We start from the raw sequence: 13326 nt of genomic DNA on the forward strand, positions 1-13326 counted from the left end.
GCTGTTTTTAGCCGATCAGGCAAGTCCCCATCAGCTTGTCACCCCAATACAATTCAAACGAATCTCCTGATACGGTAGGACCTACGCCTGCTGGTGTTCCAGTGAATATAACATCATCTTTACCCAGCCCGTAACGCGCAGCGATAAAATCGACAATTTTTTGGAGCGAAAAAATCATATTTTTTACATTACCACGCTGAACTTCAATACCATTTTTCAAAACCGTGAAATCTGTTCCCTCCAGCTCTTCCTTGTCTGGAAACGCAATGTAAGGTGTGAGTGGCGCAGCGTTCTTAAAGCCTTTAGCTGGTGTCCAAGGCAGGCCTTTCTTCTGCAGATCATTATGCACATCACGCAGTGTGAAATCCAGTCCCAGGGCCATAACATCCACCAGATCCTCCACGCTCATACCCGGTACATAATCACGCGCAATACGTAGCACAAGCTCCCCTTCATAATGAACCTGACCTGAATCCTTTGGAAGCTGAATGACTGCTTTATCGAGAGAAACCGCCGCATGTGAAGGCTTCAAAAAAATGAGTGGCTCCACGGGGACTTTATTTCCCAATTCCTCCGCATGTAGCCTGTAGTTCCTTCCAACACAATATAAATTATTAACAGCAGCGCACACAGACAATCAGCTCTCTTTCCCATCGAATTGGATTGTTATATTTTTAGAAATGTATCGCCCCAGATATCCGGACGGTTTGTACAAATCATTATATCAGAATGCATATCTGCTAAGCGACGCATCTCTTTCCCTTTGTTCACGGTCCAAGCCATTATCTTCACACCTTGCTCAGTCAGAAGCGTAACCAATCTCGGATTCAGTCGTGAAAAGCTAATCGATAGAAGAGAGCACTCCAGTTCAAGCAGCCTTCGAGCAGGATTACCAAACCTTGAATCAAAGATCAAGCCTGTGCGAAAGCGGGGGTCTAATTCCTTAATTTTTTTCAACACATCTGTGTCAAAAGAGGTCAAGATCACGTCGTCCCGCATGCCCTTGGAGGAAATAAGATCCGTCACCTTCTTTTCGATGCCAGGATACATATCGCCCACTGTCTTCAGTTCAATATTTAAACGTAGTCTACCAGAGGCTAGTGTCAGCACCTCTTCTAAAGAAGGCACCCGCTCTCCCCGAAAAGAACGCCCTTTCCAGCTACCTGCATCGAGACGCCGGATATGTTCCCAATCCATGTTCTTGACCTTACCATGACCATTGGTCGTTCGGTCCAGCGTAAAGTCATGAATGACTACAGGAACACCGTCTTTAGTGAGCTGGACATCCATTTCAATCCATTGCACAAATGGCATGGCTATAGCCATCCGAATCGCTGCTAATGTATTCTCCGGAGCTTTACCGGAAAATCCCCGATGGGCAACACATAAATTGTTCATCATAAGGACCTCCCAGAAACCCTATTTCGTAACTTGAGTGACTTTACCGTCACTGTCAATCTTTACTCGACCAGCAGATAAGCCTTCAACTTTTTTCAGCAAAAGCTGTCCATTCACCTCGTTCATCGGCACGGGCTGAGCTAACTCAGCAGTCATAGGCTTCAGCTGTAATGAACATTGACCTTTTTTACTACATTCCGCCTGAAAAACAGCAGTTTCCCAAGTGGCTGGTACCGTGGATCTCGTAAAAATAAAATTACCAGTGCTGTATGCGATCCACTTCCCTTTGTATGGCTCCACACCTTGCAACACATGTGGGTGACCGCCAATGACAAGATCAGCTCCCGCATCGACAAAGCTACGTCCAAGTGACTGCTGGATATTATCAAATTGTTCTACCCGTTCCTTGCCCCAATGGACAACTACGACAACTAAATCGGCTTTTTGTTTGGCTGCAGCTATCGCTTTAAGTCCTTCTCTACTATCGTATACGGAAGCAAGTCCCGGTTTATTCTTTAAGGCCATCCAATCAGTGGCAGGGATTACACGTGTGAACCCTAGCAAGGCGATCTTAATCCCTTTACGCTCAAAATATTGCGCCGAGAATGCTTCTTTACTGTTGAGTCCAGCACCAACATAAGGAATGCCTCTTTCCGAGAGATGGCTAAGAGTGTCTCGCAGACCTTCCTCCCCTTGATCCAGCGTATGATTGTTTGCCATATTTACAGCATCCACTCCGGCTGCCTTAAGAGCATCTAACGCCTTCGGCGAGCCTTTGAATACATATTGCTTGTTGGCCGCGCCTACCCCACCTGTTGTCACAGGGGTCTCCAGATTCACGACCGTAAGGTCATCCTTCTTGAACATTCCATTCAGTGCGGCATACGAATAATCGTAGCCCTTCTTCTCAAGAAGTTCCCCGGCTTTACCAGAAAAAATAACATCTCCACCAAAATTCAAAGTCACTGTATTGCCAGTAGCCTGATCATCTGATGGAAGTCCAGACACTGAACCACCGTCTGCGACTTGGGAGCTACCTTCATTCGTCGAAGGCGTTGCAGTTGCTTCAGGTGCCTTTGTTTCAATCGTTTCTTCACTCTCTGGCTCCGGTGTAGGTGTGGCCTCTGGGGCTACCGTAGGAGAAGGGACTGGAGACTCCGTGGCTTCAGGCGTTTCAGTTACTATAGGTGCTGTCTCCTGAGAAGTAATATCCGGTGTAGGTGTAGGTGAAGCTGTGACCTGCGCCACCGGAGGCGGCTCAGAACTTCCCTTGAATTTGTCATACATAAAGCTATAGCTGAGCGCCACAGTAATCATCAGAAGAAGACCTGCATTGATCCAAATCCAGGCCGTTCTGCGCTTACGTTTGCTCTTATGCTTGTTCTTCTGTCTAGAACGTGATCGCGGCGGATACATTGATTCTATGATCTCCTCTACTCTCAAATTGGTTCTATTATAGCATACCTAGCACCTGTCCCTCCAAATAAGAGAGTCGGTTACTATAGTATTATGTAATATTTAAACAAAAACGGTGAAGCAAAATAATCTTCGCTTCACCGTTCATTTTATATTATCAGAACTCCACTACATCAATTCGTTAAACGCTTAGCAGCGCTTTGTGCTGTATGTTTAGCCTGCTTAACACAATCGGGCATTGCCACCCCATCATATCCAGCTCCAAAGACATATACCCCAGGAAGTGTTGTCTCAAGTTCCCTATGGAATTTAGAAAGATTACTGAGATGTCCCACAGGATACTGTGGCACCGAATGTTCCGAACGAGTAATTTCCGTGAATATAGGTTTCGCTGTAATGCCCATGATCTCTCGCAAATCCTTATCTACTAGCTCCGTAAGTGCCTCATCCGGAAGCTGAACATTCTGCTCATCTCCTGAACGGCCAACATGACAGCGCATAAGCACTTTATCATCTGGACTCGTATGCGGCCACTTCGTGGACGTCCACGTGCAAGCGGTAATATTGCGTCCTTCCTTACGTGGCACAAGAAAACCTGATCCATCATCATCCATTTCGATATCCTTCTTGTTGAAGGCCATGACTAGGTTCGCAACCGAAACATAATTTACTGCATCAAGCGCTGAAACATCCACATACGGACGCAGAAGTTCGGCGGCAAAAGAATTTGGTGTAGTGATGTATATTTCATCTGCAAGCAGTCGTTCACCGTTTTCCAGCTCTAGTTCATAACGAGCAGATGTATTTACTGTAGCATGTATAGAGACTACGGCTGCTTCAGTTCGCTGTTCTACATCATGTAGCTCATGAATCAAGCCATGTACCAGACTTTGTAGCCCTTTTTGAAATGTCAGTAAAGTGCTGCTCTTTGTGCTTGAATCTGTCTTATTTGACTTCTGCTCTGCAGTGATACCACGAATAAGACTACCATACTTCCGTTCTACTTCTCTAAATTGCGGAAAGGTAGCCTGTAGGCTGATGTTGTGAATATTTCCCGCATACATACCGGCTAATAGCGGTTCGGTCAAATTCTCCATCACTTCAGTACCTAATCGACGCTCAATCAGCTGGCCAAGGGATTCATCTCCATCACTACGCTGGCGAGGAAGAATAAAATCCATCAGCGCGCGTGCTTTGCCACCAAATGAAATCAGTCCACTTGATAAAAATGGCTTGAGTTCAGTAGGGATTCCAAGCACAAGACCAGAAGGCATAGGATGTAGCTTATCACGCTGCAATACATAGGTCTTCATCGCCTTTGGATTTGTGGTCACCAGTTCGTGATCCAGCTCCAATTCCTTAGCCAGATCGACCATCTCTGTTTTACTAGCTAAAAATGAATCCGGACCTTTATCAATCACAAATCCATCCCGGTGCAATGTTTCGATTTTCCCGCCGAGTGTCTTGTCTTTCTCCAGCAGTACAATATCAGGTTTTATGCCAGCTTCTTTATAGTATTTACGAATGTAAAAGGCGGCGCTGAGTCCACTCAGCCCACCGCCTATGATTACAATTCGCCTAGAGGGACCAGTCATGACTGACCGGCCGCCATTTGATTCAGTCTTGTACGAACGACATCGCTCAATACAGACATGTACGCAGGATCGCTGTTCAAGGATTCAATCCGCATTAGACGCATATCAAGCTCTGAAGCTACGGCTGTTGCCTCGATATCGAGGTCGTACAGCACTTCCAAATGATCGGATACGAACCCGATTGGCGCTACTAGAACATATTCAACCTGTTCCTTGCTAAGCTGCTGAAGTGTATCCAAGATATCCGGTCCAAGCCATGGTTCGGCCGTACGTCCTGCGCTTTGCCATGTAAACTGCCAGTTAGCTATCCCCACTTGATCCGCAATAGCCTTTGAGGTCTCCAGTAGCTGATCTTTATATGGATCACCCATAGACAGAATACGCTCCGGAAGACTATGAGCGCTAAATAATACCCGTATCTCATCGCGAGTAGCGCCTGCTTCGATATATTGATCCAGTTTCGCTGTTACTCTTCGGCTTAGAACATCGATCAATACTGGATGCATATGGTAGCTCTCTACAAAACCCATGTCAATGTTACATGCATCAGCCTTTTCCTGAGCACGTTTGATGTAGCCTCCCACGCTCATGCTTGAATAGTGAGGGGCAAGTACAACACCAATCGCTTGGGTAATGCCATCCTTCGCCATCGCCTCCACGCCGTCCTCAATAAATGGGTAGGCATGCTTCAATCCTTGATAGCAGACAAATTCAACATCCGCCCCAGCTTTATCTGCGTTTAGAGCAGCCTGTAATGCTTCTACTTGACGGTCTGTGTTCTCCCGTAGCGGGAATACACCTCCGACTATCGCCTCGTAGCGATCTGTTAGTTCTTTAAGTTGCTCCGCTGTAGGCGGATTGCCACGCCGAATATGTGTGTAATATGCTTCAACGTCTTCTAAGCTTTTAGGAGTGCCATACGACATGACGAGAACACCTATTTTTGCTGTCACGGATTCCATCCCCTTTAAGATTTATTAGGCTATCACTAAGAACGCAGCTTCGCTGATTCTTTCAATACTTCCTGTGAATATTCGTGAATGTATTCGGTCAATTCTCTAAGCTTCTCTAATGAAGCCTCCGGGAATAATCCATGACCCAGATTAAAGATATAACCTGGCTCCCGTACTCCTTCATCGATCAGCTCTTTCGCGTGCTCTTTCAAGACGTCCATCGGCGCTGTAAGTAAATATGGATCCAGGTTTCCTTGAATCGCAAATTTCCCGCCCGTTCTGCGTCGACCTTCAGTCAAGCTTACGCGCCAGTCCACCCCGATTACATCTGCTTGAAGCTTCGTAAGACTCGGTAGCAATTCTCCAGAGCTTACGCCAGGAAAGTATATTTTCGGAACATCAAGATCAGATAATTCGGAAAAAATACGAGCAACCGTCGGTAACACGTACTTCTCAAAATCACGTGGCGCAAGAGCACCCACCCAGCTGTCGAACAATTGAAACGCTTTCCCACCACTGCGTACGTGACTGCGGAGGTACGTTATAATCATATCGCCGAGCTTGTCCATCAGCATTTCCCAGACACGGGGTTCACTGTACATTAGCTCTTTAGTGCGGATATATCCTTTAGAAGGTCTGCCTTCGATCAGATAGCTGGCAATGGTAAACGGTGCTCCTGCAAAAGTAATCAAGGGCACGTCCAGCTCCTTATCCAGAATTGCAATCGTCTCCAAAATATGTCCGAGATCCCCTTCAACATCAATAGGTCTCAGTCTCTCGACATCTGCCGCAGAGCGAATCGGATTCTCAATCACAGGACCGATATCTTTAACGATATCAAATTTCACACCGATAGAAGCGACCGGGTTCATAATATCAGAATACAAAATGGCCGCATCCACACCCAGCTTGCGCACAGGCATCAAGGTTACTTCCGCCGCCAACTCAGGCTGTTTGCAGATTTCAAGCAGTGAATACTTTTCCTTGATTTTACGGTACTCGGGATCATAACGGCCGGCCTGCCGCATGTACCATACGGGAACGTGCTCCGTATCCTGCTTTCTGCAGGCGCGGATAAAAGTGTCATTGTAGGTCATGATAAGATCTCCATTATATTTTATAAGATTTTTTTGAAAATATAAGAAAGTATAAGTTTCACTTTATACATTATCCTTATATTTCTCGTTTAAACGCTTACCGTCCTGATATGGACGCCGATGGCGTTTATTCTTGATCGACATACTTACTATTATGCCCTTTTTAAAAGGTTGTAACAAGCAAATCGAAGATGTTGGAATGACAATCCTATGACATTACTATGACATGTGTTGCACTTTTGAACCTTTAAAAATGATATACTGATAAAATGTCATTTTTTCCGATAATCATGTATTTTCTGAAATTCTTTGAAAGGATGTGAAAGCACTTTGAAGAAATGGGAGACATGGAAGGTCAACCTCTTAGTGCTTTGGTTCGGACAATTCTTGGTAAATGCTGGAATGACTATGATTACACCATTCCTGACCTTGTATCTTGCTAAAGATCTTGGAGTTCAGGGTGAGCACGAAATCGGAATTTGGGCGGGTCTTATTTTTGCCGCAAACTTCTTAACTTCTTTCATTTTCCAGCCACTATGGGGGAAGCTTGCTGACAAATATGGACGTAAAATCATGCTCCTACGCTCCAGCTTTGGTATGGCTATCGTCATGGTGTTGATGGGCTTCGCACAATCTCCTATGCAGCTACTCTTACTTCGTTTATTGAACGGAACAATTTCCGGTTTCAACCCCGCCTCCATCGCACTAGTCTCAAGTACCACACCCAAAGAACGTATGGGTTTCTCAATGGGATTAATGCAATCAGGGTCTGTAGCGGGCACAATTTTAGGACCACTTATTGGTGGTTTACTTGCCGATTTAATCGGATTTCGTCCGATCTTTTATGTCGTTGGAGCCTTGCTCTTTATCGCCTCACTGCTGGCATTATTTCTCGTTAAAGAAAAATTCGACCGCGCAGAAGCCGCTCAGGAGCCACAGATTTCGGTACTTGAAGGCTTGAAGGAGCTAATCAAGATTCCTCAGCTTCCAGCATTGTTCGGTGTAACTTTTCTGCTGCAATTTGCAATGATTAGCCCGATGGCCTTACTGCCACTTTATGTAGCAAAGTTAAATGGCCCTGCTGCGAATATAGCCTTCTTAGCCGGAATGGTCAGTGCAGTTACGGGGATCTCTAATATGCTGGCTTCCCCCTTACTCGGAAAGCTGAGTGACAAAGTTGGCGCACATCGCATTCTGACCTACGCGTTAATCGGAGCTTCTCTGTTCCTGATTCCGCAGGCCTTCGTAACCAGTGTCTGGCAGCTAATTATAGTCCGCTTCCTCATGGGAGTCTTCATGGGCGGACTGCTACCTAGTGTTAATGCGCTTATCCGTTCCTATACTCCTGACGGAAAAGAAAGCCGCGCATTCGGCTTCAACAGCAGCACACTGGCACTAGGCAATATGCTGGGAGCTATTTTAGGCGGCTTTCTATCTGGTTATATTGGGATTGAAGGACTGTTCATCATTTCAGGCAGTTTACTGCTAGTAAATACCATATGGGTCCGGCTCAAGCTATATAAAGCAACTCCGCCGCGATCATTTCGCTAACAACCTATTTCACCATAGCCAGCGCCAATCCATCATAAGCTGGCAGACAAGTGCTGATAAGACGCTCATCGGTGGCGATCATTTCATTGAAATGCCGTACAGCCAGAATGGCAGGCCCATTTCGATCTGTATTTAGAGTCCGTCCGCGGAGAAAGATATTATCACCAGCAATAATCGCTCCTGGGTTAGCCAGCTTGATGGCATATTCCAAGTAGTTAGGGTAATTCATCTTATCTGCGTCAATGAAAAAGAAATCGAACTTAGCGCCCTCTGCTTCGAGTGCCTTCAGGCTGTCCATTGCAGGACCGATTTTATACTCCGTAGAATCTCCGAATCCGGCCAGCTCTAGATTACGGCGAGCAAGCTCGGCATAATCGGCCCTTAGCTCTAGTGAGGTCAACTGACCACCTGCAGCAAATCCGCGAGATAAGCAAATCCCGCTGTAGCCGCCGAGTGCGCCAATCTCCAAAAGACGTGTGGAGCGGGACAGTCTAACAAGCATAGTGAGCAATCTTCCGTACCCCGGCTCGACAGACACCGGCGGCATACCTGCTTGGACAATCGCTTCTTTTACTTGAAGCAGAATTTCGTCCTCGGTATAAAGTTGTTCACTGTATTCTTCTTGGGTAAGCATAAAGATTCTCCTTTAATTATCCCCCGTTTTCTCGAATTAAGGGATGACGGGGAACATTTTATGGTTTATGGAATGACGGGCATTGTGAAGTGTCCCACATTCCCCTATACTTGTATGGATGCTTTTCTTATGGTATTGGCTTTTCTTATTGTACTGGCTTTTCGTATTTATCTACAAGTTAAACGGAGTTGAGAGCATTTGAGCAAATTACAATTAATCGCTACTGCCCCAATGGGATTAGAAGCTGTAGTAGCGCGCGAATTAAACGAACTGGGTTATGAGACCACGGTAGAGAACGGACGAGTATTGTTCAGCGGTGATTACATCGACATCTGTCGCTGTAATTTGTGGCTGCGCACATCCGACCGCGTATTAGTTAAAATGGGCCAATTCCCCGCCAAAACTTTTGACGAGCTATTCGAGGGTGTTAAAGCCCTACCTTGGGAAGACTGGATTCCTGAGAATGGAGAGTTTCCGGTAGAAGGACGATCCCATAAATCACAACTAACGAGTGTACCCGCTTGCCAAGGGATTGTCAAAAAAGCTATCGTCGAGAAGCTGAAGCTTTCCTATCATACGGACTGGTTCCCAGAGAACGGACCTCGATATGTTATCGAAGTAATTTTGTTAAACGATATCGCGCTCATTACGCTAGACACTACTGGGCCTGCTCTACACAAACGTGGATACCGCAGACAAGCAACAGAGGCTCCACTGAAGGAAACGATGGCTGCTGCGCTAATTCAGCTTAGCCGCTGGAATGGCCACCGACCGCTATATGATCCATGCTGTGGTTCGGGAACACTGTTGATCGAAGCCGCTATGATCGCTTGGAACATCGCACCGGGTCTACGTCGTTCCTTCCCTTCGGAACATTGGCCAGTCATTCCTAAGTATCTGTGGGAAGAAGCTCGCGAAGAAGCCTTCGATGCCGTGCGAGATGATTATCCATTGCAGCTAACCGGAACTGATATCGATCCTGCCGCCATAGAAATTGCTGAAGCCGCTGCTAAAAGTGCCGGTCTGTCTGGTGAAATCACCTTCACAGTGATGGCCGCCGCCAAAGCTAGACCTCAAGGTGAATATGGCTGTATCATCACCAACCCACCATATGGTGAACGGATCAGTAATGACAAAGAGGTTGAGAAGCTGACTCGCCAGTTTGGTGAAATGATGCTGTATCTACCGACTTGGTCATTCTTTGCGATTAGCCCATATAAGGAATTCGAACAATATTACGGCCGTAAAGCGGACAAGCGTCGCAAGCTGTATAACGGACGTATTGAGTGTCAATATTATCAATACTTGGGTCCACTTCCACCTAGAAATCCGAAATAATTAAGAACGGACATCTACCTCGATTGGAGGACGGTGTCCGTTTCTTATTACAGAATCATTTACGCGCTAGGAGGCTTTAAACGTGTCACGATATCCATCTACTTGGAGCAGCCCATCAGTAGCAGGTAGAATTATAATGATTGTCCGCTCCCGTTATATCGGTTATATCCTTTTTCTTTGCATTATGCTCGCCAAGCTTATGTTTCTTCATAGTGGGCTACATGCCCCAAATATTGATATGAACCGTCTTGACAAGCTCATTGCTCTAGGTTCAGTGATGCTGTTGTCTTTTTGGGTACTATGGCTCCCCCGACGCGGACAAACCATAGCCCTGTCAATCATAAACCTGCTCCTGACAGTACTTATTTATTCTGATATTGTCTACTATCGTTACTTTCAGGATTTCATCACAGTTCCCGTTCTGTTACAAGCAGGACAGATGGATGCGCTTGGCGGTAGTATCTTTGCACTGCTTCGTCCTTCCGATCTCTACTTGTTCGCTGACTGGCTTCTATTTCTGGTATACACCATTTGTGTAGTCTTATTTCGCCGGAACAACCCCACCTACAGTAGTCGACAGCCTTCCTATTATGCTCATACAGGTCATTCCCGCCCCTCTTCACATCTGATGAGAATGCTGAGACGGAGTGCTAATGGAATCATTGCATTGGTATTGGGCTGTGTTCTAACCTTTGGCCCTATCCACTCTTACGCCACTACCTGGGCCAAGGATTTATTCACTGGTAACTGGTGGAGCTTGGCGATGTATAACGTAACAGGACTTATCGGCTTCCACGGCTATGATGTTTACTTGTATGCCAAGGATCATCTAGGCCCGCAGCCTGAGCTTTCTCAAAAGGAAGCCAGCTCCATGAAGCTCTGGTTCAATGAGCACAATGCTGAGCAAAGTGCCCTGAACGACAGCTTTGGGAAATACAGCGGAAGCAACCTCGTTGTGATTCAAGCCGAAGCTTTTATGAATTTTGTAGTGGGACATTCGATAAACGGACAAGAGATCACACCTAATCTGAACGCGCTGATCAAAGAGAACATTTACTTCAGTAATTACTATCATCAGACTTCACAAGGACGAACCTCCGATGCTGATTTTGCCTCGAATGGTTCACTGTATCCGCTGGTCTCCGGCTCGATATTTGTCCGCTACCCGGATCATCAGTTTGACACACTACCTGCCATTTTGAAGTCAAAGGGCTACAGCACCAATGCCTTTCATGCATATGAGGGAAGCTTCTGGAATCGACAGCTCATGTATAAGGCGATGGGGTATGACCATTTCTATAGTAAAAAAGACTACACGATCGATGAGCCCTTAGGCTGGTCACTAGGAGATAAATCTTTTCTGCGGCAGTCCATGAACATTATGGATACTGCTGAATCGATCCAGAAGCCCTTCTACTCTTTTTTGACTACATTATCTAGCCATCATCCTTATTCTCTCCCTGCGGCTAAGCAAGGGCTGGATACCGGCGAATTTAAAGGTACCATCTTCGGAGATTATTTGCAGGCTGTTCACTATACGGATGAAGCTTTGGGAGAATTGGTGAGTGATATGAAGCAGCGTGGGCTGTGGGATAACACGATTCTTGCGTTCTATGGAGATCATGATAACTCCATCCAAGAGACCTCTTATTACGAACAATTTCTTGGCAAAAGCCTAAGCAAGCTCGACATGCATCAAATCATGCATCAAGTTCCATTGCTCATTCATCTGCCGGGTACTAACGCCTCGGTCGTTGATTCTAATCCGGCTGGTCAATTGGATCTTACCCCTTCCTTACTTCATCTTCTGGGGATCTCCCGTGATCCTTATTATTTCATGGGTAATGATCTGTTCAGCGGGCGTGAGCGACTTGTAACCCTGCGAACCGGCGCCTTCGCCGATGCGAAACGTTCCTACCTCCCAAGTGAAAACGGACAGTTCGACAGCGGTACCTGCTATAGTCTCGACAGCCGTGAAGCTATTGACGTAGCGGAATGCAGCACTGGGTTCGAGACAAGCAAGCAACGACTGCAAATCTCAGACGATATCATGAAATACGATGGAATCAAGAGTCTCAGGAAGGAGAGTTCCGCGCCTTAACTCTGGCTGGCTTTAGCTGGCTGAGCGAGCGCGGTCGCAATTCTGGGGCATTTATGCCCCTCTTTCTGCTCAATGATCGATATTCCGCCAATTCTGGGGCATTTATCCCCCTCTTTTTGCTCATTGATCGATATTCCGCCATCACTAGGACACATCCACATTTTTTCTCTATGGATAATTTTCTAAAAAAAAACAAAAAAGCCCTAAACTCCGTGATCAACACGGGTTTAGGGCTTTTAAAGTTGATGGATAAGACCTATGCATTATTTCTGAACGGCCGGTTGTTTGATAAAAGCTTCTGCCTTCTTCAACACTTCTTCCTCTGTTGGAGCACTCACATAACGACCATTAACATAAACAAAGGCCCGTTTGCCACATGGACCGCAGTACGACTTACAGCCGACCTTGATCTCTGCATCAGGCGCCATCTTTTGCAGTTTGGGTATAATACTCTTCAATTTCATGAAATTACATTCATCGCACACTTGTATTTCGTTAGCCATGGAGCAACCCTTCTTTATGTTCGAAATTTACAGGCGAACGATTAGTGATCGCCGTGATTACCTTTAGACGGATTAGTAATGACAAAACCTTCTTCGGGAAGATACAAATAATCAACGACCACACCATCAAGGAGCGGTTGATTCGGATCAAGAATAACATCGATTTCCTTATCTGTCGAGACTACAACATCATTCTCATTAGGCGTGTCCAAATCCAGTCCGTAGTGAGCATGATCACCGTGAGCATGCGTAATTGCTACGCGAAGCTTCAACTCACTGTTTCCTTCAAGTTCCATTTGTTTCTTTATCACTTTAGCCGCATTGCGGGTAATTTTGACCTTCATCTATCATCCATCTCCTAGTACTTAAATTAAATACTCAATTACCTATTTTAAAGGTAATTGACATCTAAAAGCAACTATATTAGCAAATTAGACACACAATCCGAGCCAGACCGCTCTTCACTACCTCATCTTCCGGACTGAAGTGCCGGGTATTTCCGCCCCATCCGTGACACGAACCAGCCCATAAGCAGCATTGTCACTCCGATGTCATCAATCGGTATAAACGGCATGAAATCGGGAAGCACCCAGTAGAGTAGCGCGGGAATGGTGAACAACAGCTTATCTACCATAGCGACGTTCGGCGAAATGATATATTGCCAAGAACTGCGGAATATATGAGACCATTGTTTTAAAGACAACAATTTTCTGAATTTCATGTGTAGACCTCCCTGCTTC

Annotated in this window: 13 protein-coding genes; 3 read left to right on the forward strand and 10 right to left on the reverse strand. The window is 45.9% G+C overall.

Translation table 11 applies throughout. The annotated features are described in order from the left end of the window. Positions 1–7: 7 nt before the first annotated feature. From NSS67_RS23450 to hemE, 6 genes are all read right to left on the reverse strand, one after another. Positions 8–631, reverse strand: a complete 624-nt coding sequence (locus tag NSS67_RS23450; protein WP_339320680.1) for a fumarylacetoacetate hydrolase family protein — start codon at positions 629–631, stop codon at positions 8–10. Between the two features lie 35 nt (positions 632–666). Continuing rightward, entirely contained in the window at positions 667–1401 is a 735-nt protein-coding gene (locus tag NSS67_RS23455; RefSeq protein ID WP_339316035.1) for a glycerophosphodiester phosphodiesterase family protein, read from the reverse strand. A gap of 18 nt (positions 1402–1419) precedes the next feature. Next, a complete protein-coding gene (locus NSS67_RS23460) occupies positions 1420–2814 on the reverse strand; it encodes a CapA family protein (RefSeq protein ID WP_339316036.1) in 1395 nt (464 codons plus the stop codon). A 173-nt stretch (positions 2815–2987) separates the two neighbouring features. Next, entirely contained in the window at positions 2988–4409 is a 1422-nt protein-coding gene (gene hemG, locus NSS67_RS23465; RefSeq protein WP_339316037.1) for a protoporphyrinogen oxidase, read from the reverse strand. Then, positions 4406–5362, reverse strand: a complete 957-nt coding sequence (gene hemH / locus NSS67_RS23470) for a ferrochelatase (protein WP_339316038.1) — start codon at positions 5360–5362, stop codon at positions 4406–4408. Before hemH ends, hemG begins: the two co-directional genes overlap by 4 nt. A gap of 35 nt (positions 5363–5397) precedes the next feature. After that, positions 5398–6459 (reverse strand): uroporphyrinogen decarboxylase, encoded by a 1062-nt coding sequence (gene hemE, locus NSS67_RS23475; protein ID WP_339316040.1) that lies wholly within the window; start codon positions 6457–6459, stop codon positions 5398–5400. 330 nt (positions 6460–6789) lie between these two features. Between hemE and NSS67_RS23480 the strand changes: the two genes are divergently transcribed. Continuing rightward, positions 6790–8010: an MFS transporter gene (locus tag NSS67_RS23480; protein ID WP_339316041.1), complete on the forward strand. Its 1221-nt coding sequence runs from the start codon at positions 6790–6792 to the stop codon at positions 8008–8010. Between the two features lie 4 nt (positions 8011–8014). Here NSS67_RS23480 and NSS67_RS23485 read toward each other — a convergent pair whose 3' ends face one another. Next, positions 8015–8644 carry an O-methyltransferase gene (locus NSS67_RS23485; protein WP_339316042.1) on the reverse strand — a complete coding sequence of 210 codons (630 nt, stop codon included), beginning with the start codon at positions 8642–8644 and terminating at the stop codon, positions 8015–8017. A gap of 198 nt (positions 8645–8842) precedes the next feature. Between NSS67_RS23485 and NSS67_RS23490 the strand changes: the two genes are divergently transcribed. Continuing rightward, complete coding sequence (locus tag NSS67_RS23490) at positions 8843–9982, forward strand: class I SAM-dependent RNA methyltransferase (RefSeq protein WP_042126269.1); 1140 nt, start codon at positions 8843–8845, stop codon at positions 9980–9982. Positions 9983–10064: 82 nt separating this feature from the next. Beyond that, complete coding sequence (locus NSS67_RS23495; RefSeq protein ID WP_339316043.1) at positions 10065–12083, forward strand: LTA synthase family protein; 2019 nt, start codon at positions 10065–10067, stop codon at positions 12081–12083. Positions 12084–12346: 263 nt separating this feature from the next. Here the strand turns inward: NSS67_RS23495 and NSS67_RS23500 are convergent, their stop codons facing one another. The 3 genes from NSS67_RS23500 to NSS67_RS23510 all read right to left on the reverse strand — a co-directional run bounded on the left by NSS67_RS23500 (position 12347) and on the right by NSS67_RS23510 (position 13307). After that, positions 12347–12586 carry a DUF1450 domain-containing protein gene (locus NSS67_RS23500; RefSeq protein ID WP_313640463.1) on the reverse strand — a complete coding sequence of 80 codons (240 nt, stop codon included), beginning with the start codon at positions 12584–12586 and terminating at the stop codon, positions 12347–12349. 41 nt (positions 12587–12627) lie between these two features. Continuing rightward, positions 12628–12930: a heme biosynthesis protein HemY gene (locus tag NSS67_RS23505; protein ID WP_042126263.1), complete on the reverse strand. Its 303-nt coding sequence runs from the start codon at positions 12928–12930 to the stop codon at positions 12628–12630. A gap of 125 nt (positions 12931–13055) precedes the next feature. Continuing rightward, a complete protein-coding gene (locus tag NSS67_RS23510) occupies positions 13056–13307 on the reverse strand; it encodes a hypothetical protein (RefSeq protein ID WP_339316044.1) in 252 nt (83 codons plus the stop codon). Positions 13308–13326 lie beyond the last annotated feature (19 nt).

The organism is Paenibacillus sp. FSL R10-2734, assembly GCF_037963865.1.
Classification (GTDB): domain Bacteria; phylum Bacillota; class Bacilli; order Paenibacillales; family Paenibacillaceae; genus Paenibacillus_AQ.

Coding starts and splice junctions, on each gene's coding strand:
- NSS67_RS23455 (WP_339316035.1), bottom strand. CDS start 1,401: ATGATGAACAATTTATGTGTTGCCCATCGGGGATTTTCCGGTAAAGCT.
- NSS67_RS23460 (WP_339316036.1), bottom strand. CDS start 2,814: ATGTATCCGCCGCGATCACGTTCTAGACAGAAGAACAAGCATAAGAGC.
- hemG (WP_339316037.1), bottom strand. CDS start 4,409: ATGACTGGTCCCTCTAGGCGAATTGTAATCATAGGCGGTGGGCTGAGT.
- hemE (WP_339316040.1), bottom strand. CDS start 6,459: ATGACCTACAATGACACTTTTATCCGCGCCTGCAGAAAGCAGGATACG.
- NSS67_RS23485 (WP_339316042.1), bottom strand. CDS start 8,644: ATGCTTACCCAAGAAGAATACAGTGAACAACTTTATACCGAGGACGAA.
- NSS67_RS23500 (WP_313640463.1), bottom strand. CDS start 12,586: ATGGCTAACGAAATACAAGTGTGCGATGAATGTAATTTCATGAAATTG.
- NSS67_RS23505 (WP_042126263.1), bottom strand. CDS start 12,930: ATGAAGGTCAAAATTACCCGCAATGCGGCTAAAGTGATAAAGAAACAA.
- NSS67_RS23510 (WP_339316044.1), bottom strand. CDS start 13,307: ATGAAATTCAGAAAATTGTTGTCTTTAAAACAATGGTCTCATATATTC.